Source organism: Pseudenemella bisphenolivorans (genome assembly GCF_051133435.1).
Classification (GTDB): Bacteria; Actinomycetota; Actinomycetes; order Propionibacteriales; family Propionibacteriaceae; genus JAAYAO01.
The window spans coordinates 282,252-305,631 of the sequence record NZ_JBPGNY010000005.1 but is presented as its reverse complement, the minus strand read 5'-3'; the positions used below and the strand labels follow the sequence as shown (position 1 = coordinate 305,631).

Annotated in this window: 22 protein-coding genes; 13 read left to right on the top strand and 9 right to left on the bottom strand. The window is 68.1% G+C overall.

All coding sequences use genetic code 11. The features are described from left to right. The first annotated feature begins 4 nt into the window (after positions 1–4). From ACR4XW_RS13680 to aroB, 12 genes are all read left to right on the top strand, one after another. Positions 5–1,618, top strand: a complete 1,614-nt coding sequence (locus ACR4XW_RS13680; RefSeq protein WP_434761114.1) for a S49 family peptidase — start codon at positions 5–7, stop codon at positions 1,616–1,618. Between the two features lie 76 nt (positions 1,619–1,694). Beyond that, positions 1,695–3,524 (top strand): aspartate--tRNA ligase, encoded by a 1,830-nt coding sequence (gene aspS / locus ACR4XW_RS13675; protein WP_434761113.1) that lies wholly within the window; start codon positions 1,695–1,697, stop codon positions 3,522–3,524. A gap of 84 nt (positions 3,525–3,608) precedes the next feature. Further along, on the top strand, positions 3,609–5,000 hold the full coding sequence (locus tag ACR4XW_RS13670; protein WP_434761112.1) for a replication-associated recombination protein A: 1,392 nt from the start codon (positions 3,609–3,611) through the stop codon (positions 4,998–5,000). 46 nt (positions 5,001–5,046) lie between these two features. Then, positions 5,047–5,424: a DUF948 domain-containing protein gene (locus ACR4XW_RS13665; protein ID WP_434761111.1), complete on the top strand. Its 378-nt coding sequence runs from the start codon at positions 5,047–5,049 to the stop codon at positions 5,422–5,424. Continuing rightward, a complete protein-coding gene (locus tag ACR4XW_RS13660; RefSeq protein WP_434761110.1) occupies positions 5,424–5,672 on the top strand; it encodes a hypothetical protein in 249 nt (82 codons plus the stop codon). The genes ACR4XW_RS13665 and ACR4XW_RS13660 overlap by 1 nt, the downstream gene beginning before the upstream one ends. 41 nt (positions 5,673–5,713) lie before the next feature. After that, positions 5,714–8,377 (top strand): alanine--tRNA ligase, encoded by a 2,664-nt coding sequence (alaS, locus tag ACR4XW_RS13655; protein ID WP_434761109.1) that lies wholly within the window; start codon positions 5,714–5,716, stop codon positions 8,375–8,377. A 13-nt stretch (positions 8,378–8,390) separates the two neighbouring features. Beyond that, on the top strand, positions 8,391–8,873 hold the full coding sequence (ruvX, locus tag ACR4XW_RS13650; RefSeq protein ID WP_434761189.1) for a Holliday junction resolvase RuvX: 483 nt from the start codon (positions 8,391–8,393) through the stop codon (positions 8,871–8,873). Positions 8,874–8,875: 2 nt separating this feature from the next. After that, positions 8,876–9,982 (top strand): endolytic transglycosylase MltG, encoded by a 1,107-nt coding sequence (gene mltG, locus ACR4XW_RS13645; RefSeq protein WP_434761188.1) that lies wholly within the window; start codon positions 8,876–8,878, stop codon positions 9,980–9,982. Then, the gene (locus tag ACR4XW_RS13640; protein ID WP_434761108.1) at positions 9,982–10,788 is read left to right on the top strand and encodes a shikimate dehydrogenase; all 807 of its coding nucleotides are present in this window, start codon (positions 9,982–9,984) and stop codon (positions 10,786–10,788) included. The genes mltG and ACR4XW_RS13640 overlap by 1 nt, the downstream gene beginning before the upstream one ends. A 59-nt stretch (positions 10,789–10,847) precedes the next feature. Further along, a complete protein-coding gene (aroC, locus tag ACR4XW_RS13635) occupies positions 10,848–12,044 on the top strand; it encodes a chorismate synthase (protein WP_434761107.1) in 1,197 nt (398 codons plus the stop codon). Beyond that, the gene (locus ACR4XW_RS13630) at positions 12,041–12,535 is read left to right on the top strand and encodes a shikimate kinase (RefSeq protein WP_434761106.1); all 495 of its coding nucleotides are present in this window, start codon (positions 12,041–12,043) and stop codon (positions 12,533–12,535) included. Before aroC ends, ACR4XW_RS13630 begins: the two co-directional genes overlap by 4 nt. Beyond that, the gene (aroB, locus tag ACR4XW_RS13625; RefSeq protein WP_434761105.1) at positions 12,532–13,602 is read left to right on the top strand and encodes a 3-dehydroquinate synthase; all 1,071 of its coding nucleotides are present in this window, start codon (positions 12,532–12,534) and stop codon (positions 13,600–13,602) included. The genes ACR4XW_RS13630 and aroB overlap by 4 nt, the downstream gene beginning before the upstream one ends. A gap of 1 nt (position 13,603) precedes the next feature. Here the strand turns inward: aroB and ppk2 are convergent, their stop codons facing one another. From ppk2 to ACR4XW_RS13605, 4 genes are all read right to left on the bottom strand, one after another. After that, entirely contained in the window at positions 13,604–14,431 is an 828-nt protein-coding gene (gene ppk2 / locus ACR4XW_RS13620; protein WP_434761104.1) for a polyphosphate kinase 2, read from the bottom strand. Positions 14,432–14,513: 82 nt separating this feature from the next. Next, positions 14,514–14,918, bottom strand: coding sequence for a transcription antitermination factor NusB (locus ACR4XW_RS13615; protein WP_434761103.1), 405 nt, complete (start codon positions 14,916–14,918; stop codon positions 14,514–14,516). Between the two features lies 1 nt (position 14,919). After that, the gene (efp, locus tag ACR4XW_RS13610) at positions 14,920–15,477 is read right to left on the bottom strand and encodes an elongation factor P (RefSeq protein ID WP_434761102.1); all 558 of its coding nucleotides are present in this window, start codon (positions 15,475–15,477) and stop codon (positions 14,920–14,922) included. Positions 15,478–15,730: 253 nt separating this feature from the next. Continuing rightward, a complete protein-coding gene (locus ACR4XW_RS13605; protein ID WP_434761101.1) occupies positions 15,731–16,441 on the bottom strand; it encodes a Type 1 glutamine amidotransferase-like domain-containing protein in 711 nt (236 codons plus the stop codon). A gap of 80 nt (positions 16,442–16,521) precedes the next feature. Between ACR4XW_RS13605 and ACR4XW_RS13600 the strand changes: the two genes are divergently transcribed. Continuing rightward, a complete protein-coding gene (locus ACR4XW_RS13600) occupies positions 16,522–17,676 on the top strand; it encodes a pyridoxal phosphate-dependent aminotransferase (RefSeq protein ID WP_434761100.1) in 1,155 nt (384 codons plus the stop codon). Between the two features lie 53 nt (positions 17,677–17,729). Here the strand turns inward: ACR4XW_RS13600 and ACR4XW_RS13595 are convergent, their stop codons facing one another. From ACR4XW_RS13595 to ACR4XW_RS13575, 5 genes are all read right to left on the bottom strand, one after another. After that, positions 17,730–18,557, bottom strand: coding sequence for an SDR family NAD(P)-dependent oxidoreductase (locus ACR4XW_RS13595; RefSeq protein WP_434761099.1), 828 nt, complete (start codon positions 18,555–18,557; stop codon positions 17,730–17,732). Beyond that, the gene (locus ACR4XW_RS13590) at positions 18,554–19,891 is read right to left on the bottom strand and encodes a flavin-containing monooxygenase (protein ID WP_434761098.1); all 1,338 of its coding nucleotides are present in this window, start codon (positions 19,889–19,891) and stop codon (positions 18,554–18,556) included. The genes ACR4XW_RS13595 and ACR4XW_RS13590 overlap by 4 nt, the downstream gene beginning before the upstream one ends. A gap of 77 nt (positions 19,892–19,968) precedes the next feature. Further along, on the bottom strand, positions 19,969–21,615 hold the full coding sequence (locus ACR4XW_RS13585) for an ABC transporter permease (RefSeq protein ID WP_434761097.1): 1,647 nt from the start codon (positions 21,613–21,615) through the stop codon (positions 19,969–19,971). Next, a complete protein-coding gene (locus ACR4XW_RS13580; RefSeq protein ID WP_434761096.1) occupies positions 21,615–22,568 on the bottom strand; it encodes an ABC transporter ATP-binding protein in 954 nt (317 codons plus the stop codon). Before ACR4XW_RS13580 ends, ACR4XW_RS13585 begins: the two co-directional genes overlap by 1 nt. 78 nt (positions 22,569–22,646) lie before the next feature. Further along, entirely contained in the window at positions 22,647–23,291 is a 645-nt protein-coding gene (locus ACR4XW_RS13575) for a TetR/AcrR family transcriptional regulator (RefSeq protein WP_434761095.1), read from the bottom strand. Positions 23,292–23,380 lie beyond the last annotated feature (89 nt).

Genomic DNA, 23,380 nt, shown 5'->3' with positions numbered 1-23,380 from the left:
CGACATGTCGAATCCTTTCGCCGCCGCCCTGTCCAAGATCTCCCGCCGACCCGATCATGACCATGACGCCGTGGTGCTGGAGTTGGCCGGCCCCTACCAGGCGATGGGACCGACACACCCACTGAAAGCTCTGCTGCAGCGCGTCGAATCGCTGGAATCCCTCGCCGCCCGGGTGCGCCGCCTGCAGGACAACGAACAGGTACGCACTGTGTTGGTGCGGGTCAGCGGCCTGACCTGTGGGCTGGCCGGAGCCCAGGCGATCAGCCGCCTGCTGGCCGAACTCGCCGAACACAAGCGGGTGGTGGCCCACCTGCAGTCGGTCAGCATGGTGTCGGTGCTGGCCACCGCCGGTGCGACCGAGGTCGTTGCGCCGCGTTCGGCCGAGGTACTGCTGTTCGGTTTCGGGGCCGAACAACTCTTCCTGGGCAAGTTCCTGCGCACCCACGGGGTGGAGTTCGAGAACCTGCGGATCCGCGAATACAAGTCGGCCTTGACCCGGTTCTCCGACGACCAGATGGACGAACACAACCGGGAACAGCTCACCGCCTACCTCGACTCGGCCGAGGCCGAATGGGTCGATCAGATCGCTCGAGCGCGCGAGTTGCCCCGCGAAACCGTGGCGGGCTGGCTGACCGCCGGAATCGGCACGGCCGCCGAAGCCCAGCGGGCCGGAGTGGTGCATCGGGTCGCCTACGAGGACGAACTGGTCACCGACCTGGCCGACAGCCCCGCGTCCGGGGTGGAGGTGTTGCTGGATCGCCTCGAGCAGCGCGGCAAGCGGGCCGGACAACGGGTCGCGGTGGTGCCCGTGGTCGGTGCCATCGTTTCCGGCCGTCCGCAATCGGTGCCCCTGCCACCGCCCTTCGGCCCCGGGCCGATGGCCTGGTCGGGTGTGGTGATCGAGGCCCTGCGGCGGGCCAAGGCCGATGAACGCACCAGCGCGATCGTGCTGTATGTCGACTCCGGCGGCGGCTCCGCCCTGGCCTCCGACCTGATCTGCCGAGAGATCGAAACGTCCACCAAGCCGGTGGTTGCAGTGATGGGCGAGGTCGCCGGCAGCGGCGGCTACTACGTACTGGCCAAGGCCGACAAAGTGCTCGCCAGCCCCTTCACCCTCACCGGCAGCATCGGTGTGGTCAGCGGTAAGCCGGTGTTGGCGGAGTTCCACCAACGCCACGGCTTCACCCCCGAGGCGGTCGGCCGCGAGCAGGCCCTGATGAGCTCCACCGCCCGCAAGTACACCGACGAACAGCGGGCCTGGGTCGAGGACATGATGGAGGAGGTCTACCGACAGTTCACCGGGGTGGTCGCCGAGGGCCGCGGGCTGCCGGTCGAACGGGTGGACGAGATCGGCCGCGGTCGGATCTGGAGCGGCCGCGATGCCCGCGAAATCGACCTGATCGACGACTACGGCGACCTCGATTCGGCGATCGCCGAGGCCCGCCGGATGGCCGGTCTGGACGAGGACGCGCCGACCTGGGTGCCGACCCCGAAGCGCAGCCTGCTGCCCACGACCGAGGTCGGTCGTTCGGTCGAGTCCGGTCTGCTCGCCCGGCTGTGGCCCTTCGGTGGCGAACGGGTGCTGGCCTGGATGGACGCCCCGATCCGCGTGCACTGAATCGGCGCGAAACAGACCGGTTGTGGCAAGGTTGGACGGTGCCCATCAGGGCCCGTTCGACTTTGGAAGGAATAACGTGATTCGCACCCATCAGGCCGGCACTTTGCGCGCCTCCGACATCGGCAGCACGGTCACCCTCGCGGGCTGGGTTGCCCGGCGTCGGGACCACGGCGGGGTGGCCTTCCTGGATCTGCGCGATTCCTCCGGCATCGTCCAGGTGGTGGTGCGCGACGAGGTGCTGGCCGCCTCCGGCGCCCACGACCTGCGCAACGAGTACTGCATCGCGGTGACCGGGGTGATCGAGCAGCGCCCCGAGGGCAATGCCAACCCCGACCTGGCCACCGGCGAGATCGAGGTGGCGATCAGCGAACTCGACGTGCTCAACCCCTCGGCACCGTTGCCCTTCCAGATCGACGAGCGGGTCACCGTCGGTGAGGAAGCCCGCCTGAAGTACCGCTACCTCGACCTGCGCCGTCCCGCCCAGGGGGCCGCGCTGCGGCTGCGCAGCGAGGTGAACCGGGTCGCCCGCGAGGTGCTCGGCAAGCACGACTTCGTCGAGATCGAAACCCCCACCCTGACCCGCTCGACCCCCGAGGGCGCCCGCGACTTCGTCGTTCCCGCACGGCTGTCGCCCGGGTCGTGGTACGCCCTGCCGCAGAGCCCGCAGCTGTTCAAGCAGTTGCTGATGGTGTCCGGAATGGAGCGGTACTACCAGATCGCCCGCTGCTACCGCGACGAGGACTTCCGCGCCGACCGCCAGCCGGAGTTCACCCAGTTGGACGTCGAGATGAGCTTCGTCGACCAGGACGACGTGATCGCCCTGACCGAGGAATTGCTGGCCGAGATCTGGGCCCTCAAGGGAGTGGAACTGACCACCCCCTTCCCGCGGATCACCTACCGCGACGCGATGGCCCGCTACGGCTCGGACAAGCCCGACCTGCGCTTCGACAACCCGATCACCGAACTGACCGAACACTTCGCCGACACCCAGTTCCGGGTCTTCCAGGCCGAGTACGTCGGCGCCGTGGTGATGCCCGGCGGCGGTTCGCTGCCGCGCCGCCAGTTCGACGCCTGGCAGGAATGGGCCAAGCAGCGCGGGGCGAAGGGCCTGGCCTATGTCACCGTCGGCGACGACGGTGAACTCGGTGGCCCGGTCGCGAAGAACCTCTCCGATGCCGAACGTGACGGTCTGGTCGCCGCCGCCGGTGCCTCGGCCGGGGACGCCATCTTCTTCGCCGCCGGACAACGCAAGGCCTCCCAGGAACTTCTCGGCGCGGCCCGGGTCGAGATCGCCCAGCGCACCGGCATGATCGCCGATGACGCGTGGGCCTTCTGCTGGGTGGTCGACGCACCGCTGTTCGAGCCCACCGGTGAGGCCGTGGCCGCCGGAGACGTGGCCGTCGGTGCCGGGGCCTGGACCGCGGTGCACCACGCCTTCACCTCGCCCAAGCCCGAGTCGATGGACACCTTCGACACCGACCCGGCCTCGGCCCTGGCCTATGCCTACGACATCGTCTGCAACGGGAACGAGATCGGTGGCGGGTCGATCCGTATCCACCGCCGTGACATCCAGGAACGGGTGTTCGCGGTGATGGGTCTGGACGAGGCCGAAGTGCAGGAGAAGTTCGGCTTCCTGCTCGACGCCTTCGCCTATGGTGCGCCACCGCACGGTGGCATCGCCTTCGGTTGGGACCGGATCGTCGCCCTGCTCGCCGGGGCCGAATCGATCCGCGATGTGATCGCCTTCCCGAAGTCCGGCGGCGGGTACGACCCGTTGACCGGGGCTCCGGCTCCGATCACCGCCCAGCAGCGCAAGGAAGCCGGGGTGGACGCCAAGCCGCAGCCCAAGGGCGAGCAGGGCAAGGGTGAGGCCAAGCCCGAGCAGGCCAAGGCCGAGGGCAACTGAGCAACTGACCACACGACGTACCGACCGGTCGGGCCTTTGCGGCCCGGCCGGTTTGTCGTTGCCCGGCGATATGGTGGCGGTGACATGGATCAGGATCTCTTCGGCAACCCGGTGAACAAGCCCGGTGGCGCGGCCGGTAACGCCTCGCGCACCGGCAGCCTGGGCGATGCCGAACATGCCGACGCGCCCCTGGCCGTCCGGCTGCGCCCACGCACCCTCGACGAGATCGTCGGCCAGCAACACCTGCTCACCCCCGGCTCGCCGCTGCGCAGACTGGCCGACGGCCAACCGATGTCGGTGTTCCTGTGGGGGCCACCCGGGGTCGGTAAAACCACCATCGCCTCGGTGGTCTCCCGAGCCACCGGACGCCGCTTCGTGGAGATCTCCGCGGTCACCGCCGGGGTCAAGGACGTGCGCGCCGAGATCGAAACCGCGAAGTACGAACTGGCCCGCGGCACCTCCACGGTGCTCTTCGTCGACGAGGTGCACCGGTTCTCCAAAGCCCAACAGGACGTGTTGTTGCCGGCGGTCGAGAACCGTCTCGTCACCCTGATCGCGGCCACCACCGAGAACCCGTCCTTCTCGGTGATCGCGCCGCTGCTCAGCCGCTCGCTGCTGCTGACCCTGCAACCACTCACCGACGACGACCTGAGCGGGCTGCTCGACCGGGCCCTCAGCGACGAACGGGGCCTGCGCACCGCACAGGGGGAACAGTTCACCCTCGCCGAGGAAGCCCGCGCCGTGCTGTTGCGCTTCGCCGGGGGAGACGCCCGCCGCGCGCTGACCTTCCTGGAAGAGGCCGCCGCCGGTGCCGAAGCGGTCGACCGCACCGAGATCGACACCGATGCCATCGAGCGGGCCGTCGACCGCGCCGCGGTGCGCTACGACAAGGACGGCGATCAGCACTACGACGTGATCAGCGCCTTCATCAAATCGATGCGCGGCTCCGATGTACACGCCTCCTTGCACTACCTGGCCCGAATGATCGAGGCCGGGGAGGACCCCCGGTTCATCGCCCGACGACTGGTGATCCTGGCCAGTGAGGACGTCGGGATGGCCGCCCCCTCGGTGCTGCAAACCTGTGTCGCCGCCGCCCAGGCGGTGCAACTGATCGGCATGCCCGAGGCCCGAATCAACCTGGCCCAAGCGGTGGTGGCCTGTGCCACCGCCCCGAAGTCGAACGCCGTCTACACCGCCATCGACGCGGCCCTGGCCGACGTCCGGGCCGGCAGAATCGGCCAGGTACCGCCACATCTGCGCGATGCCCATTACCCCGGCGCCGCCGGACTCGGTCACGGGGCCGGCTACCGCTACGCCCACGACGAACCGCACGGGGTCGCCCGTCAGCAATACCTGCCCGACGAACTCGTCGACGCCCGCTACTACCATCCGACCGGCCACGGCAACGAGGCCCAGGTGGCCGAACGCCTCGCCGCGATCGAGGAGTTGCTCGGGCGGCAACAAGACTCGTCGTAGTCGACTAGTGTTGCCCCAGACAATCCGACATGGAGGAGCCAGACACATGACCGTTGGTGAGATCGCCGGCCTGATTGCCGCCATCGCCGCCGTTGCCTTCGTGGTCTTTTGCGCTGTGCCGTTGCTGAAGCTCGGCCGGGTGCTGGAGGAAGTGCGCCTCGCGGTGCGTGATCTCGGCCACAACTCCGTCCCGATTCTGACCGAGTTACGCGGCACGGTGCAGGCGACCAACAGTGAGATCGAGAAGCTCGGCGTGATCACCACCGACGCCAGCACGGTCAGCCGCAATGCCGCGGCCGTGTCGGAGAATGCCGCCAGCCTGACCAGCCTGTTCGCCGCCACCCTCGGTGGCCCCCTGGTCAAGACCGCTGCCTTCTCCTACGGCGTGCGCAAGGCGCTGCGCGGCGACAAGAAGGGCAAGTGATGTTCCGCAACCTGCTGTGGCTGTTGATCGGCGGAGCTGTCGTCGCGTTTCTGGTCTACAAGTGGCGTGACCTGAAGCGGCGCACCACCCCGGCGGCGATGGCCGAGAAACTCGACCGCACCCGACAGTCGATGGGGGCCCGAATCTCGGAGTTCATCGACACCGCCCGGGAAGCCTCCACCGAACGGGAGACCGAACTGCGCGACGCCCTCGGCCTGACCGAGGACGGGCAGGTCACCCAACCCTGACCGGGACCCCCGTCCCGAACCTCAACAAGCAAGGACTCTTCATGCGTACCGCCGACATCCGACGTCGGTTTCTCGACTTCTTCGCTGCGCGCGGACACGAGATCGTGCCGTCGGCATCCCTGGTCTACAACGACCCCACCCTGCTGTTCGTGAACGCGGGCATGGTGCCGTTCAAGCCGTACTTCACCGGCGCCGAGGAAGCCCCCTTCGCCCGCGCGGCCAGCGTGCAGAAGTGTGTGCGCACCCTCGACATCGAAGAGGTCGGCAAGACCACCCGACACGGCACGTTCTTCCAGATGAACGGCAACTTCTCCTTCGGTGACTACTTCAAGGAAGGCGCGATCCACTACGCCTGGGAGCTCGTCACCGGATCGGTCGCCGACGGCAACCTCGGCTTCGACGGCGACAAAGTCTGGGTCACCGTCCTCGACGGCGACGACGAGGCGATCGCCCTGTGGCAGGAGGTCGGCCTGCCCGCCGAACGGATCCAGCGCCGCGGGCTGCTGGACAACTACTGGAACATGGGCGTGCCCGGCCCCGGTGGCCCCTGCTCGGAGATCTACATCGACCGCGGCCCGGCCCACGGCCCCGACGGCGGCCCGATCGTCGACGAGGACCGGTTCCTGGAGATCTGGAACCTGGTCTTCATGCAGGAGGAACTGTCCACCGTCCGGGCCAAGGACGACTTCGATGTGCGCGGCGAACTGCCGAGCAAGAACATCGACACCGGCATGGGCCTGGAACGGGTCGCCTACCTGCTGCAGGGCGTCGACAACATGTACGAGACCGACGAGGTCTTCCCGGTGATCGCCCGGGCCGCCGAACTGGCCGGCAAGGAATACGGCGCCAACGACGTCGACGATGTGCGGCTGCGGGTGGTCGGTGACCACGTCCGCTCCTCGCTGATGCTGATGGCCGACGGGGTGACCCCCGGCAACGAGGCCCGCGGCTACGTCCTGCGCCGTTTGCTGCGCCGCTCGGTGCGCGCGATGCGCCTGCTCGGGGTGGGCGACGAGGTGCTGCCCGAACTGCTGCCGCTGAGCCGCGACCTGATGGCCCGGTCCTGGCCCGAAGTCTCCGACGGTTGGGACCGGATTTCGGCAGTGGCCTACGCCGAGGAGGACGCCTTCCGGCGCACCCTGAACTCGGGCACCCAACTGTTCGACGTCGCGGCGGGCAAAGCCAAGCAGGCCGGGCGCAGCGAACTGTCGGGTGAGGAAGCGTTCACCCTGCACGACACCCACGGTTTCCCGATCGACCTGACCATGGAGATGGCCGCCGAACAGGGCCTGGCCGTCGACCGGGAGGCGTTCACCCGGCTGATGGCCGAACAACGCGCCCGGGCCAAGGCCGACGCGCGGGCCAAGAAGGGCGGCGCGGTCGACACCGAGGTGTACCGCGAACTGCGCCAACTCGGCGAGACCCCGTTCACCGGCTACCAGGAACTCACCGCCGAAACCCGGGTGGTCGGCATCGTGCGCGACGGCACCGCGGTGCCGGTCGCGATGGTCGGCGACGAGGTCGAGGTCGTCCTGGCCGAGACCCCGTTCTACGCCGAATCGGGTGGGCAGGACGCCGACCAGGGCGTGCTCACCGACGGCCACGGGCTGCGGGTGGACATCACCGACGTGCAACGTCCGGTGGCCGGCCTGATCGTGCACACCGGCACGGTGCGCTCCGGAGAACTGCACCTCGACGCCGGCGTGACCGCCGCGGTCGACCCGACCTACCGGCACGGTGCCGCAATGGCGCACTCGGCCACCCACCTGGTGCACGCCGCCCTGCGTGAGGTCGTCGGCCCGACGGCCACCCAGGCCGGCTCCTACAACCGACCCGGCTACATGCGCTTCGACTTCAGCGCCACCAGTGGGCTGAGCACCGCGATGCGCGACGAGATCGAGGGCCGCACCAACGAACAGATCGGCGCCGACCTCGAGGTGGTCACCAAGGAAATGTCGCTCACCGAGGCGAAGAACCTCGGTGCGATGGCGATGTTCGGCGAGAAGTACGGCGACTGGGTGCGGGTTGTCGAAATGGGTGGGGAGTGGTCGCGCGAACTGTGCGGCGGCACCCATGTGGCCCATTCGGCCCAGATCGGGCTGCTCAGCCTGACCAGCGAGTCGTCCATCGGCTCGGGGGTGCGCCGGGTCGAGGCCCTGGTCGGCCCCGATGCGTTCAAGCAGTTCGCCGCCGAACGCGCCCTGGTCGCGACCCTGGCCGACACCTTGAAGGTGCAGCCCGACCAGTTGCCCGACCGGGTGTCGAAACTGACCTCCCAGTTGAAGGCGGCCGAGAAGCAGATCGCCGAACTCCGGGCGGCCCAGTTGCTGTCCGGGGCGGCCGAGATGGCCTCCGGTGCCACCGAGGTGGCCGGGGTGTCCTATGTCGCCCGGCACCTGCCCGGGGTGGCCGGCGGTGATGTGCGCACCCTGGTCAATGACATCCGCGACCGGCTGGGCAGCCGGCCCGGGGTGGTGGCGTTGATCGGCGGTACCGATGCCAAGCCGAGCCTGGTCGTGGCGACCACCGCCGCGGCCCGGGAACGTGGCCTGGATGCGGGCAAACTCCTCGCCCCGGGCTGTCAGGCACTCGGTGGCAAGGGTGGCGGCAAGGCCGATATCGCCCAGGGTGGCGGCAAGGACGCGTCCAAGGCCGACGAGGCTTTGCGCGCGGTCGCCGAAGCAATCACCTCCGCCGGCGCCTGACGTGCGCACCGGAGTGCGACTCGGGGTCGATTGGGGCGAGGCCCGGATCGGCGTGGCGGCCTGCGACCGCGACGGCCTGATGGCCTTCGGGGTGGCCACGGTGACCGCGGGGGACTCGGCTTTGGACGAACTCGCCGCCCTGGTGGCCGAGTACGAACCGATCGAGGTCGTCCTCGGCCTGCCGCGCACCATGGCCGGCACCGAAGGCATCGCCGCCGAGAAGATCCGGGCCCGGGCCGACGAACTGGCCGGACGGATCACCGTGCCGGTTCGCCTGGTCGACGAACGTCTCACCACCGTCACCGCGTCGCGCCAACTGCGTGCCGGGGGCAAATCGGCCAAACGGCAGCGGTCGGTGATCGACCGGGCCGCCGCCGCGGAAATCCTCAACGGTGCCCTGGAACGGGAGAAGGCCACCGGCGAGCCGCCGGGCGAAATTCTGGGTGGTCAGCAGTTACCATCGTCCGAGTTGAACGATGAGGGGTACCACACGTGAGCATGCTCGACCCACAACAGGATTCCAAGCGACGCGAACGCATCGCCGGGCTGAAGAGCGCCCTGGCCGTGTTGGTGGCGTTGGGGGTGTTGGTCGGTGGTGGCTATTTCGCCTACAACACCGTCACCGGATGGTGGGACGGATTCACCACCGGCGCCGAGGACTATCCCGGCCCGGGCGGGGACCCGGTCGACGTGACCATTCCCGAGGGTGCGAACCTCTCCACGATCGGGGCGATCCTCAAGGACGCCGACGTGGTGCGATCGGTGGATGCCTTCACCGCGGCGGCCGCGGCCAATGACGAATCCACCAAGATCCAACCGGGCAAGTTCACGCTGCGAAAACAGATCCCGGCGTCGGTGGCGGTCGAGATGTTGCTCGACCCGGCCAACCGCTCCTACTCCAAGGTGACCATCCGGGAGGGTCTGCGGCTCGATGACCAGATCGAGGTGCTGGCCGCCGCCACCGGGGCCTCGGAGGAGGACTTCCGCAAGGCCCTGGCCGACCCCGCCTCGTACAAGCTGACCGAGATGGCCGGTGGTAAACCCGAGGGCTTCCTGTTCCCGAACACCTACGAGTTCGACCCCGACGACCCCGTCCTGCCGCTGTTGACCAAGATGGCCACCCAGTTCGATTCGGTCGCGCAGAACATCGATTTCGGTGCGATCGCCGAGGACATGAACATCAAGGGCTACGACGTGGTCACCATCGCCTCGATCATCGAGGCCGAGGTGAACAAACCCGAATACCGCGCGATGGTGGCGCGGGTGATCTACAACCGGCTCGAGAAGGGCATGCCGCTGCAGATGGACTCCACCGTCCACTACGCGGTCGGCAAGAGCGGCGGGGTCACCACCACCGATCAGGACCGGGCCAACAAGTCGCCGTACAACACCTATGTGCACAAGGGCCTGCCGCCGGGGCCGATCAACGCCCCCGGTGAGGCCGCCCTGAAGGCCGCCGCCGAGCCCGACGAGGGTGACTGGCTGTACTTCGTCACCGTGAACCTCGACACCGGCGAGACCAAGTTCGCCGAGACCATGGAGGAGCACGAGAAGAACGTGGCCGAGTTCCAAGCCTGGTGCCAGGCGAACAAGGGACGGTGCTGATGCGGCGCTGCGCGGTACTGGGCAGCCCGATCAGCCACTCGCTGTCCCCGGTGCTGCACCGGGCCGCCTACGCCCACCTCGGTCTGCACTGGGAGTACGAGGCGATCGAGGTTGCCGAAGGTGACCTGGCCGAGTTCGTGGCCGGCCTGGACCACACCTGGCGCGGGTTGAGTCTGACCATGCCGTTGAAGGTCGAGGCCCTCACCGTCGGAGACGAAATCTCCGAGGTGGCCCGGCTGATCGGGGCGGGCAACACGATGGTCTTCGAGAGCGGGTGCAGGCTGGTCACCAACACCGACGCCTTCGGCCTCACCGACGCGCTCAGCCGCAATGGTGTGGAGCGCATCGACAGTGCGCTGATTCTGGGTGGCGGCGCGACCGCACGCTCGTCCCTGGTCGGCCTGGCCGCCCTGGGAGCCCGGCAGGTCGCGGTCAGCGTCCGCACCCCGGAGCGGATCGCCGAACTGTCCCGGATCGCCGAGGCCCTCGAGGTGACCCTGCAACCCCTGGCCTGGGATCCGGCCGCGTTGGTCGAGGCCGATGTGTGCGTCTCCACCGTGACCGCCGGTGCCGCCGACGACTTCGCCGAAGCGGTGGCCGACCGGGCCCGGGTGGTGTTCGAGGTGCTGTACGAGCCCTGGCCGACCCGCTTGGTCGAGGTTGCGGAGGCGGTCGGCCGCCAGGTGTTGGGTGGACTCGACCTGCTGGTCGGGCAGGCGGTGCGTCAAGTGCGTGGGATGACCGGTTTGGACGTTCCGGCCGAGGTGCTGTTGGCCGCCGGGCAACAGGCACTAAATCGTCGGTGACCCGTGCCGTCGATGAACGATGACCGGCCGACCACGGCACTCGTGAGAGACTGACGCCCATGTTGCGTTGGATGACCGCAGGGGAGTCACACGGCCCTGCCCTGATGGCGATGATCGAGGGACTGCCCGCCCATGTGCAGGTGACCTCGTCCGATATCGCCGATGCCTTGGCCCGCCGCCGACTCGGTTACGGCCGGGGTGCCCGGATGAAGTTCGAGGCCGATCAGGTGCGGATCGTCGGTGGTATCCGGCACGGCGAAACCCTCGGTTCGCCGATCGCGATCGAGGTCGGCAACACCGAATGGCCCAAGTGGGAAACTGTGATGGCCGCCGACCCGGTCGACCCCGAGGTACTGGCCGGTAAGGCCCGCAACGCCAAACTGACCCGTCCCCGTCCCGGGCATGCCGACCTGGTGGGTATGCAGAAGTACGACTGGGACGAGGCCCGGCCGATCCTGGAGCGGGCTTCGGCCCGTGAAACCGCGGCCCGGGTGGCACTGGGCACAGTGGCCAAGGCCTTCCTGAATCAGGCGCTGGGGGTGAAGGTGCTGTCGCACGTGGTCGAACTCGGCACCGTCCGCAGCCCCGGCACCCAGCTGCCCACGATCGACGACCTGCCCCGGATCGACGCCGACCCACTGCGCTGTGCCGACCCCGACACGTCGGCCGCGATGGTGGCCGAGGTCGACGCCTGCCACCGCGACGGCGACACCCTCGGCGGCGTGGTCGAGGTACTGGCCTGGGGGCTGCCCCCGGGGCTGGGGGCGCACACCATGGGTGACCGTCGGCTGGACGCAAAACTCGCCTACGCCCTGATGGGCATTCAGGCGATCAAGGGTGTCGAGATCGGTGATGGTTTCGACCTGTCCCGCTCGCGTGGCTCGCAGGCCCACGACGAGATCGTCTCCGACGACGCCGGCATCCGCCGCGCCGGACACCGCGCCGGCGGCACCGAAGGTGGCATGAGCACCGGCGAGGTACTGCGGGTGCGGGCGGCGATGAAACCGATCGCCACCGTCCCGCGGGCGCTGCGCACCATCGACACCGAAACCGGTGCGGCCGCCCAGGCCCACCACCAGCGCTCCGATGTGTGTGCGGTACCGGCCGCCGGTGTGGTCGCCGAGGCCATGGTGGCCCTGGTGCTGGCCGAGGCGGTGCTGGAGAAGTTCGGCGGCGATTCGGTGGCCGAGGTGCGGCGCAATGCCGAGGCCTACCTGGCCCGGGTCGCCGAACGCGGCCTGCAGGTGGGCCGGTGACCATCGTTCTGATCGGCGCCCCCGGTGCCGGCAAGTCCACCGTCGGCGCGGCCCTGGCCGAACGGCTCGGCCGCGGCTTCGTCGATGTCGACGAGGTGATCGCCACCCGGGCCGGCAAGGAGATCGCCGAGATCTTCGCCGTCGACGGGGAAGCACATTTCCGGGAACTCGAACGCGACGCCACCCTCGACGTGCTGGGCACCGATGACGTGGTGTCGCTGGGTGGCGGGGCGATCCTCACCGAGGCGATCCGCGACGGCCTGCAGGGCCACGATGTGGTGTGGTTGCAGGTCTCGGTCGGTACCGCCGCGAACCGGGTCGGCCTCAATGTGGCCCGCCCTCTGCTGTTGGGCAACGTCCGCGGCAGGTTGCGCACCATGTTGGCCGAACGCCTGCCCTGGTACGAAGCGGCCGCGACGATCAGTGTTGATACCGATGACCGCACCACCGACGAGGTCGTCGAGGCGATCGTGGAGGAACTGCAACGATGATCGAGGTACGCGCCGAGCGCCCCTACCACGTGCATATCGAGCACGGCGCGATCGGCCGATTGCCCGAGTTGGTGACCGATGCCGACCAGGTGGCGATCCTGTTCCCGCCGACGATGGCCGACACCGCCCGCCGGGTCGCGGAATCGCTGACCGCTCTGCCGCTGCTGCTGGAGGTTCCCGACGCCGAAACCGCCAAGACCCCCGAGGTACTGGTGCGGTGCTGGAACGACCTGGCCGCGGCCGGGTTCACCCGCAGCGACGTGGTGATCGGCCTGGGCGGGGGCACCAGCACCGACCTGGCCGGATTCGTCGCCGCGAGCTGGTTGCGCGGGGTGCGCTACATTTCCGTGCCCACCACGGTGCTGGCGATGGTCGACGCGGCCGTGGGCGGCAAGACCGGCATCAACCTCGATGCCGGCAAGAACCTGGTCGGCGCCTTCCACGAGCCGATCGCCGTGCTGTGCGACCTGGACTTCCTGGCCACCCTGCCCCCGGCCGACCTGCGCGCCGGGATGGCCGAAGTCGCCAAATGCGGCTTCATCGCCGACCCCGCCATTCTGGGCCTGATCGAGGAGGACCCGGCCGACGCGCTGCGTCCCGACGCCCCGCGGCTGGCCGAACTGATCACCCGCGGCATTCAGGTCAAGGCCGACGTGGTCAGCGCCGACCTGCGCGAGACCACCTCGGTGGGTGCCAAGGTCGGCCGCGAAGTACTCAACTACGGCCACACCCTCGGCCACGCGATCGAACGCCACGAGGGCTACCAATGGCGGCACGGCGATGCGATCAGCGTCGGAATGGTCTTCGTCGCCGAGCTCAGCAACCTATTGGGGCGGATGCCCGCTGACCTGGTCGAGCAACATCGCCGGGTACTCGGCACACTCGGGCTGCCGACGACGTACCGCGCCGATGCCTGGCCGGCCCTGCGGGCTGCGATGAACCTCGACAAGAAGACCCGCGGGGCAACCCTGCGGCTGGTGATCCTCGACGAACTCGCCGCCCCGTCGGTGTTGGTAAGCCCCGACGAGGCCGCGTTGCAGGAGGCCTACCGCAAGATCTCCGGCTGACTCAGTCCTCGGGGTCCTTGTACTTCTTCTTGCCCTTGGTCAAGGTGCCGGCATGGTCGGGCACCTCGAGTTGCAGACTGCGGTCGGTGCGCTGGTAGCCGGTGGATTCCGGGCGCTCGGGCAGGGTGATCTCGGGCCGCTCCACGTATTTGTAGGGCACCGAGTCGAGCAGGTGGGCGATCATGTTGATCCGGGCGCTGCGCTTGTGGTCGCTCTCGACCACGTGCCAGCGAGCCTCCTTGATGTCGGTGTGCACGAACATCTCGTCCTTGGCCCGCGAATAGGCCTCCCACCGGGTCAGGGACTCGAGGTCGGTGGGCGACAACTTCCACCGCCGCATCGGATCGGTCAGCCGGGATTGGAAACGCTTGTACTGTTCCTTGTCCGAGACCGAGAACCAGTACTTGCGCAGCATGATCCCGTCGTCGACCAGCATCCGCTCGAAGATGGGGCACTGCCGCAGAAACAGCCGATGCTGTTCGGGGGTGCAATAGCCCATCACCCGCTCCACCCCGGCGCGGTTGTACCAGGAACGGTCGAACAACCGGATCTCACCGGCCGCGGGCAGATGCGGGATGTAGCGCTGGAAGTACCACTGGGTTTCCTCCCGCGGGGTGGGTTTGGGCAAGGCCACGATCTGGGCCACCCGAGGGTTCAGGTACTGGGTGATGCGCTTGATCGCGCCACCCTTACCAGCGGCATCGCGCCCCTCGAAGATCACCACCAGGCGTTTGCCCTCGGTGCGAATCCATTCCTGCATCTCGACCAACTCGGATTGCAGCCGGTGCAGTTCGGCCTCGTAGGTGTCCTTGTCGATTCGCGTTGACATGTCCAGATTCTGTCATGACCAACATCGTGTGACTTCTTGCCCACCCCTGGTGCAAAAAGTCACACGATCATGAACCGGAGTGTCAGCGTGCGCCGATGGCGGTACCGAGGAGTCCGCCGAGGAAGGTGGGGGAGTCGTCGGTGGACAGTTCCCCGGCCAGCAACTGGGCCTGGGAGATCGCGATCCGCGGATCCAGGCCCTGGTCGGCCTCCCAGAGCGCGATCCGGGCCAGTGCCCGGTCGACCCGGGGCATCCGGTGCAGGGTCCAGCCCTTCGCACAGGCGGCCGAGATCCGCACATCCAACTGGTCCAGGTCGGTGCTGACCCCGCGCACGATCTCGGCGGTGTAGTCACGCACCACCGGATCGGCATCGGCGATCCGCTCGGCCAGGGTGTCCAAGGGGTCGTTGCCGCGCAGCTCGGCCTCGAAAAGAATGTCGAGTGCGCGTTTGCGGGCCTTGGTGCGGGAGTTGCTGGTGGACGACACCTCAGGCGCGACCGAGGTACTCGCCGGTGCGGGTGTCGACCTTGACCCGGACGCCGTTGTCGAGGAACAGCGGCACCTGAATCTGCTTGCCGGTCTGCAGGGTCGCGGGCTTGGTGCCACCGGTCGAGCGGTCACCCTGCAGGCCGGGCTCGGTGTAGGTGATCTCCAGTTCGACCGAGGTCGGCATTTCCAGGAACAGCGGGGTCTCACCGTGGAAGGCGACGGTGGCCATCATCTCTTCGAGCAGGTAGTCCTTGGCGTCACCGACGACCTCGGGGTTCAGGGTCACCTGGTCGTAGTTCTCGGTGTCCATGAATACGAAGCCCTCACCGTCGTGGTAGAGGTACTGCATCTCGCGGCGGTCGACGGTCGCCATCTCGATCTTGGTGTCGGCGGGGAAGGTGCGCTCGACGATCTTGTTCGACAGCACGTTCTTGATCTTGGTGCGAACCACGGTGTTGCCCTTGCCGGGTTTGTGATGCTGGAACCACTGCACCTGCCAGAGCTGGCCGTCCAGGTTGAGGACGGTGCCGTTCTTGATGTCGTTGGTGGTCGCCACGTACTTCCCTTTCGCTACTGATTCTGCCGTCACAGTGTAGGGCCAAAAGCTCACCGGCGTTCACCGCGAGCCTCGGGGCCCGTGTCACCCGGGGCCGGGGGTGGGGAGAACCGGAACGGAAACCGGCCGGTTTCGGCCGCTGTGCCCGGCGCCGGGTCACAGTGCTGGAGCCATGATCAACCAGACCCCCCTGCGTCCGCTGCTGCTGATCGGGCGCACCCCTGAATAAGCAGGGCCGCGGAGTAGCCGGGCCTCAGCCGGAGCTGAGCAGTCGGGTGGGCAGTTCCGTCTCGACCACGCAGGCGTTCCCGCGATCTATGCGGAAGACCGAACTGCCTTCGCGATCGGCAATGGCATCAACGAGCTGCCCGTCTGTGAACACCGCGGCCGCGAAGTCGTCGATCGCGTAACCGGGGGCGAGTGCACCGGTGGCGATCCACTGGTGCAGTTTCTCGCGGCGGTCGGCCTGGCCGCGATAGTGCGGGCAGGCACTACCCGGAAGAAAGCCGAGCCCATCGTGCAGCGGACGCAGCGGGCCGTAGGAGTCGGTGGAGGAGGCGTCGAACCAGCAGTTCATCCCGGCACTGATACCGGCCAACACCGTGCCGTTGGTCGCAGCGGTGCGCAACACCTCGGGTAACCCGTGCAATCGCCACAGCGCCAATAAATTGGCCGTCGATCCGCCTCCGACGTAGATCAGATCCTGAGTCAGCAGCATCTCGGCGTCGGCATAGCCCCACGGGTCCTGGCCGAACAGTGACAGCACCGAGGTCTCGGCCCGATGGGCGAAGGCGGCTTCGAAGCGGTTGCAGTAGTCGGCCGCGTCCCCGCTGGCGGTTGGGACGAAACACACCCGAGGACGCGAAACCCCGGTGAGCTCGAGCAGACGATCATCGATCGCGGAGGCACCGTCCTCCGACATCGAGAACCCACCCCCGCCGAGCGTGACGATGGTGCCGATCATCGAACCTCCCCCTTGCGTCCGGCCACTTGCCAGAACCGTACGCCGCCACCGGACGGTCGGGCATCGTAGGCTGATCAGTCATGACCCACTTGGTGCAGCGGATGCGGGGCTTCTCCACCACGATCTTCGCCGAGATGTCGGCGCTGGCCACGGCCACCGGATCGATCAACCTCGGCCAGGGATTCCCCGACACCGACGGACCCAGCGAGGTGCTCGAAGCCGCGGTGGACGCGATCCGGGGCGGCCACAACCAGTACCCGCCCGGACGCGGGATCCCCGAACTACGGTCCGCGATCAGCGCCCACGACGAGCGCTTCCACGGCCTGCGCTACGACCCCGACACCGAAATCCTGGTCACCGCCGGCGCCACCGAGGCCATCGCGGCCACAATCCTCGCGCTGTGCGAACCCGGTGACGAGGTGGTCGCCCTGGAACCGTCCTACGACTCCTACACCGCCTCGGCCGCCCTCGCCGGTGCCCGGCTGGTACCGGTACGCCTCGAAGCGCCCGACTACCGGCTCGACCCGCAACGACTGCGCGACGCGATCGGGCCGCGCACCAAGTTGCTGCTGATCAACTCCCCGCACAACCCCACCGGTACCGTGCTCAACCGGGCCGAACGCGAGGAGATCGCCCGGGTCGCGATCGAACACGATCTATTGGTCGCCTGCGACGAGGTCTACGAACACCTCACCTTCGACGAACCCCACGTCTCCCTGGCCACCCTGCCGGGCATGGCCGAACGCACGATCCGGATCTCATCGGCGGCCAAGACCTTCTCGGTGACCGGCTGGAAGGTCGGCTGGGCCTGTGCCCCGGCAGAGTTGATCGATGCGATCACCACCACCAAACAGTTCCTCACCTACGTCAACGCCGGACCCTTCCAGTATGCGGTGGCGGTCGGGCTCGGCCTGCCGGACAGCTTCTACAGAGGGCTCGCCGACGACCTGCGCGCCCAACGCGACATCCTGGTGCCCGGCCTGGCCGCGGCCGGCTTCGAGGTGCACCCCACCCGGGGCAGCTACTTCGTGGTGGCCGACGCGTCCCCGCTCGGGGTCACCGACGGTCTGGCGTTCTGCAGGCAACTACCCGAGTTGTGCGGGGTGGTCGCGGTGCCGAACCAGGTCTTCTACGCCGATCCGACAGGTGTTTCGCAGATGATCAGGTTCGGGTTCTGCAAGCGCCCGGAGGTGCTCACCGAGGCGGTCGGACGGCTGGCCAGGCTCCGCGGCTGACCGGCAGGCCGAGCCCGTCCGGACTCACGACCTCGATGCCGCGCCGCGAAGCATCAACGTTGGCGCAGCGCTTTCAGGTACTTCCGCCTGCCCCGCTCGCCGACTGCGGTGAACAGCGGCAGCACCCGTTCGGCCACCCACGGCAGGGTCAGCACGACCCGGGAGGTCAGACTGTCGTGGTAGGGCAGATAAGTTTCCAGCCGACCCGTGCGCAGCGCCGAAAGCACACCGTCGGCCACCTGATCTGCGGTGAGGGGATCGGCCAGGAAGTTCAGTGCCGAACCGCCGTGCAGCGCCTCGTGTTGCAGCATCGGGGTGTCCACGCCACTGGGGTAGATGCCCATCAGGCGAATGCCGTGCCGGGCCAACTCGCTGCGCGCCGAGATCAAGAAGCCGCGCAGTCCGAACTTGGACGAGGCGTACGCCGCGCTGCCGGGAAGCGGCGCGATCGCCGCCATCGAGACGATGGTGACAATGTCGCCGCGGCCTCGGGTACGCATCTGACGGGCGGCAGCCCTGGTCAGGTACATCGGCGCCAGCAGATTCACATTCAGATGCCGATCGAACTCCACGGGGTCGACGTCGATCACCTCGCCCGGTTCGACGACGCCGGCAGCATGCACCAGCAGGTCGACGTCGGCGTGCGGCCCCTCGAACAGTTCGGCCGCCTCCCGAATACCGTCCGGGGTGGCCAGGTTCACCACCTCGACGGCGGCCGGATGGCCCAGTTGCGCGGCGGTGGCCTCCATCGCGGCGCGGTTGATGTCGAGCAACACCAGGCGGTAGCCCAGCCCATCCAGCCGCCGGGCCACTTCGTGGGCGATCGCGCCGCCGCCACCAGTGATCACCGCCTTCGCCCCCGGGCGCGGTGCGCGCCTCATCGGACGGCCTTGCGCAGGTGGGCGAAGTCGCCGGGCTTCAGGCCCGGCCAGCCCAGTTGGTCGCGCACCTTCTTGAGGTGGCGCAGGTAGCTGGCCGATTCCACATAGCCCTGGTGCCGTTGCGAGCCGACGTGCCGAACACCGCCGGTGAGATCCGGCCGATCCGTGCTGACGAGCCGCTCGAAGTCGGCCGAGTTCCCCGCCGAACGGGCGACGATGGCCCGGGCGATCAGGTCGGCCGCGTCGTCGAACAGCTTGTAGGCGCCGCCGTTGGTTTCGAGGTAGCCCATCACGTACAGGGTGGGGTTGGTGCGGCTGAACAGGTTGAGGTACAGCACCGGGCGACCGTTGCGCCACGTGAACGCCTCACGGGGCACATAGGGGATCGGCCAGTGGTAGCCGGTGGCGGTGATGATCAGGTCGACCTGCTCGCTGGTGCCGTCGACGAACTCGACGCGATCTCCGGCCAACCGGGCGACGTCGGGTTTGGCCTTGATGTCGCCGTGGGCCAGGTGATGGAGGATCTGCGTGTTCATGATCGGGTGACTTTCGAACAGCTTGTGATCCGGTTTGGCCAACCCGAAGCGGCGGGGGTCGCCGTTCAGCAGCCGCAGCAGTGCGCCGAAGACCCGCTGCTCCAGCCACATCGGCAGCTTCGGGCCCTTGGCGCCGAAGACGTCGGCGGGTACGCCGAAGATCATCTTCGGGATGAAGTGGTAGCCACGCCGCAGTGAGATGAACGCGGCATCGGCGCTCCGGGCCGCGTCACAAGCGATGTCGCAGCCGGAGTTGCCGCCGCCGACGATCAGCACCCGGCGACCCTTGAACTCCTCGTCCGAGGAGTAGGTCCGGGAGTGCCGCAGCTCACCGTCGAAAGTGCCGGGGAGATCAGGCAGCACGGGGTGCCAGTTGGTGCCGTTGGCGGTGACCAGGTTGCGATAGCTGCGCTGCTCACCGGTGGAAAGCGTCACCCGCCACCCCGACGACGTGGGCTCGGCGTGCTTGACAGCGGTACCGAAGGTGACGTGTTCGCGCAGACCGTAGGCGTCGACGAAGGCGCGGTGATAGTTCAGGATCTGCCGGTTCGACGGGTAATCGGGGTAGTCGTCGGGCATCGGGAAGTCGAAGTAGTGCGATTGGGTCTTCGACGAGATGAAGTGCGCTGATTCGTAGATGGGCGAGCCGTCGTTGCGCGGATCCCAGAGCCCGCCCACGTCGTCGTGACGTTCGAAGACATCGAAGCTCACCCCGTGCCGCAGGAGCGCTCTGGCCATCGCCATGCCCGCCGGCCCTCCGCCGACGATGCAGACGTCGGCACTCTGGTCGCTGTTCATTGCGGCACGCTAGCACCGCCGGGAGTGACCGGCCCGGCTGCGAGGGCAACCACCGCAGCCGGGCCAAAGACGTCCGCTCAGGAACGGCCCACGATCTGTCGACGACGCAGACCGATCAGCCCCAGCGCGACCCCGGCTGCGCAGATCGCGGCCAACACCAGCAGCGGTGCGGCCTCGATCGACTCGGACGGGTACTGCGCCGGATGGCTCAGCGGCGAGATTTGGCTGACCCATTCGGGCAGGTCCAACAGGGCGGCGAAGTTGCCGACGAAGACCATCACCGCAACCAGGGCCCAGCCGACCGGGGCCAGCAGGGCCGGCGCCCAACCGTGCAACAGGGCCGAGACCCCCAGCACCACCAGCACCGCGGGGATCATATTGAGGTGAGCCACGACCGCGTCGGCGACCAGCGACCAGTCGGAGGTGACGATGCCGGCGGCCACGCCGGTGAGCAATCCGGCGACCAGCATGATCACGCTCGCCGACACGGCGATGACCAGATGGTGCGCTCCGGCCCACGCCGTGCGGCCGGTCGGGGTGGCCAACACCGATTCGGCGCGTCCGGCCTTCTCCTCGGCTCGTAGGGACTGCACCGCATATACGACATAAGCACCGGTCAGGTAACCGATCAGCACGGCCAGGAATCCGATGTAACCGTCGACGAGCGAGGAGGCGCCGAAAATCTCCTTCAAGGTTGGCGGCAGATCGTCGACCGAGTCGATCATCACCTGGGTGAAAGCCCCGTCCACGACACCGAGGACGGTGATGGCCACACCCCAGGCCAACGCCGGGCTTCGCTGCAACCGCGCTGCCAGACCCCAGGGCGTGCCCAGCGACCGGGAGGCCTGGGGTCGGCCCGGACGGGTCGCGAGCAGGCCGGCCCCGAGGTCACGTCGGGCCTGCAGTACGAAGGCGAGCACGATCGTCAGCACTGCCAAGCCGGCGAGCAGCAGCAGTGGCCACCACCGGTCGAGGACGTACGGCGCGGTCTGGGCGACCCAGCCCAGCGGCGAGGCCCACGACGGCCCGGAGCCGCCGATCGCGGCCATGTCCCCGACTGCCCGCAACAGGAAGGAAGCACCCAGCACCACGCCGGCCATACCGGCAGCCGTACGGGAAAACGCGCTCAGTTGGACGGTGACCGCGGTGATGCCGGCGAAGGCCATCCCGACCAGGCCAACGCCAACCCCGAGGATCACCGATCCGGTGATCGGGAAATCGATGGCCACCACCGCGAGCAACGACACGATCGCTGCGCCGAGCACATTGGCGATCACCGCCACGATCAGGGCAGCGGTGAGGGAGGCATGTCGTCCGGTGACATTGGCCCGGACCAGTTCCGCCCGGCCGCTCTGCTCCTCGACGCGGGTGTGGCGACTGATCAGCATGATGTTCATCAAGGCGGCGATCAGCAACAGGTAGAGGGCGTAGCCGCTGGCGAAGACCCGCGCATAGGTGGGGGCGTCCAAGCCGTAGGCCGGCCCGGTGAACATCCGCCCCACCGGCTGCTGCAGCAGCGGCACGATCGCGCCAAGTTCCTGTTTGGTCGCGGCCAGGGCCGGCAAGGCCGCGCCGATGTAGAGCACGTACAACCCGAGGCCGGCGATCCACAGCGGCAGCTTGATCCGGTCGCGGCGCAACATCAGCCGCACCAGGGTTCCGGTTCCTGTGTGCGGCCGCGCCGGTCCGGTGGCCCGGGCGGGGGAGAGGGTGGCGGTGGTCATCAGCGCACTTCCTCGAGGTCGGCCCGGTCGGCTCGGTCGCGGGCGGGGAGGTCATCGCCGTAGTGCCGCATCAGCAACTGTTCCAGCGTGGGCGGGTGGGCGACGATCGAGCGCAGCCCCAGGCCCGCGAGTTCGCGCAGCACCGGATCGACCCGGTCTCCGTCGACGTCCAGACGCACCTGATGGTCGTGGGCGCGCAGGTCGTGCACACCGGGAAGCCCGGCGAGGGAATCGGCGGGCCGGTCGGTCTCGGCGGTGATCGTGGTGCGGCTCATGTGCTGCATCTGCCGCAGGGTGCCGCTCTCGACAATGCGGCCCTTGCGGATGATCGAGATCTGGTCGGCGAGCACCTCGACCTGGGCCAGGATGTGCGACGACAGCAGCACGGTGGTGCCGGCCTGCTTGGCCTCGCGGATGCAGTCCTGGAAGACGACCTCCATCAGCGGGTCCAGCCCGGCAGTGGGCTCGTCGAGCAACAGCAGGTCGACCGGTGAGGCGAGCGCGGAGATCAGCGCCACCTTCTGCCGGTTGCCCTTCGAGTAGGTGCGCGCCTTCTTGCTCGGGTCGAGATCGAACCGGTCGCACAACTCGTCGCGACGGGCTTTGTCGAGCTTGCCGCGCAGCCGGGCGAAGAGGTCGATTGCCTCACCACCGGTCAGATTGGGCCACAGTTCGACATCGCCGGGCACATAGGCCAAACGTCGGTGCAGGCTGACCGCCTCGGTCCACGGGTCGGCGCCGAAGAGGCGGGCGGTGCCGCCGTCGGCGCGCAACAGACCCAGCAGGACGCGGATCGTGGTGGATTTGCCGGCGCCGTTGGGGCCGAGAAAGCCATGTACCTCACCCGATTCGACCCGTAGGTTCAGGCCTGCCAGGGCGGTGGTGGAACCGAACTTCTTGACGAGCTCGACGGTTTCGACAACCGGGCGGTCGTTGCTGGTGCCCTCGTTCATGGGGCGTCCTTTCGTGAAGGATTGGTTTGTGGGGCGACCGGTTGGTCGCCGTTGTAGTTGCCGTGGGGCAAGTGGCCCTCAGTGGCTGGGTTGGTTCCCAGGTGGGGTGCGAAGATCCTGGTAGGCCGTCTCGGCGATCACGCCGTCGGTGAGAATCTCCATTGCGGTGGACATGTAGGGCATCACGTCGCTGTTCTCGTCGAACAGGTCGACGCCCAGCAGGCGCGCCATGTGCTCGTGCAGCACCAGGCCGCCGAACATCCACAGCGTCAGGACGATCACCCGGGCCCGCGGGTTGGCGCTGGGTTTGACGTAGCCGAGTTCCTCGGCCTGGGCGGTGTAGCCGATCGAGCTCTCGATCAGGTCGTCCATCAACTGGTTGATCCGGGGGCTCCCGTCGCTGAGGGTGCGCGCCAGGTATCGCAGCGCGGGTCTGGATTCACGCATCAGCACGTCGAGCTCACCGGGCATCAGGGTGGGGCCGCCCTGGATGGTCTCGGTTTTACGGCTGTGGATCAGCTCGACGACGCGATCGTCACAGGCCTCGTGCAACTTGGCCTTACTGCCGAAATGGTGAATCACCAGGGCGGGGGACACTCCGGCCTGTTCGGCGATCGCGCGCACGCTGGTTGCCGCGACGCCCTGATGGCCGAAGAGATCGAGGGCGGCGTCCAGGATGCGTTCGCTACCGCCGGGAGCTGGGGGAGTTGCCGAGCTGACCATGTGTTCAGTCTCCCACTGAATGAACGTTCAGTCAACCTGGAAAGGCGGAGAAAGTGGTAGTCATCACACTCGGCGTCGACGGGTCGTTC

Coding starts and splice junctions, on each gene's coding strand:
- ACR4XW_RS13600 (WP_434761100.1), top strand. CDS start 16,522: ATGACCCACTTGGTGCAGCGGATGCGGGGCTTCTCCACCACGATCTTC.
- ACR4XW_RS13595 (WP_434761099.1), bottom strand. CDS start 18,557: ATGAGGCGCGCACCGCGCCCGGGGGCGAAGGCGGTGATCACTGGTGGC.
- ACR4XW_RS13680 (WP_434761114.1), top strand. CDS start 5: ATGTCGAATCCTTTCGCCGCCGCCCTGTCCAAGATCTCCCGCCGACCC.
- ACR4XW_RS13670 (WP_434761112.1), top strand. CDS start 3,609: ATGGATCAGGATCTCTTCGGCAACCCGGTGAACAAGCCCGGTGGCGCG.
- alaS (WP_434761109.1), top strand. CDS start 5,714: ATGCGTACCGCCGACATCCGACGTCGGTTTCTCGACTTCTTCGCTGCG.
- ACR4XW_RS13580 (WP_434761096.1), bottom strand. CDS start 22,568: ATGAACGAGGGCACCAGCAACGACCGCCCGGTTGTCGAAACCGTCGAG.
- ACR4XW_RS13640 (WP_434761108.1), top strand. CDS start 9,982: ATGCGGCGCTGCGCGGTACTGGGCAGCCCGATCAGCCACTCGCTGTCC.
- ACR4XW_RS13585 (WP_434761097.1), bottom strand. CDS start 21,615: ATGACCACCGCCACCCTCTCCCCCGCCCGGGCCACCGGACCGGCGCGG.
- aroC (WP_434761107.1), top strand. CDS start 10,848: ATGTTGCGTTGGATGACCGCAGGGGAGTCACACGGCCCTGCCCTGATG.
- mltG (WP_434761188.1), top strand. CDS start 8,876: ATGCTCGACCCACAACAGGATTCCAAGCGACGCGAACGCATCGCCGGG.
- aroB (WP_434761105.1), top strand. CDS start 12,532: ATGATCGAGGTACGCGCCGAGCGCCCCTACCACGTGCATATCGAGCAC.
- ACR4XW_RS13660 (WP_434761110.1), top strand. CDS start 5,424: ATGTTCCGCAACCTGCTGTGGCTGTTGATCGGCGGAGCTGTCGTCGCG.
- ACR4XW_RS13575 (WP_434761095.1), bottom strand. CDS start 23,291: ATGGTCAGCTCGGCAACTCCCCCAGCTCCCGGCGGTAGCGAACGCATC.
- ACR4XW_RS13605 (WP_434761101.1), bottom strand. CDS start 16,441: ATGATCGGCACCATCGTCACGCTCGGCGGGGGTGGGTTCTCGATGTCG.
- ppk2 (WP_434761104.1), bottom strand. CDS start 14,431: ATGTCAACGCGAATCGACAAGGACACCTACGAGGCCGAACTGCACCGG.
- ACR4XW_RS13665 (WP_434761111.1), top strand. CDS start 5,047: ATGACCGTTGGTGAGATCGCCGGCCTGATTGCCGCCATCGCCGCCGTT.
- ACR4XW_RS13590 (WP_434761098.1), bottom strand. CDS start 19,891: ATGAACAGCGACCAGAGTGCCGACGTCTGCATCGTCGGCGGAGGGCCG.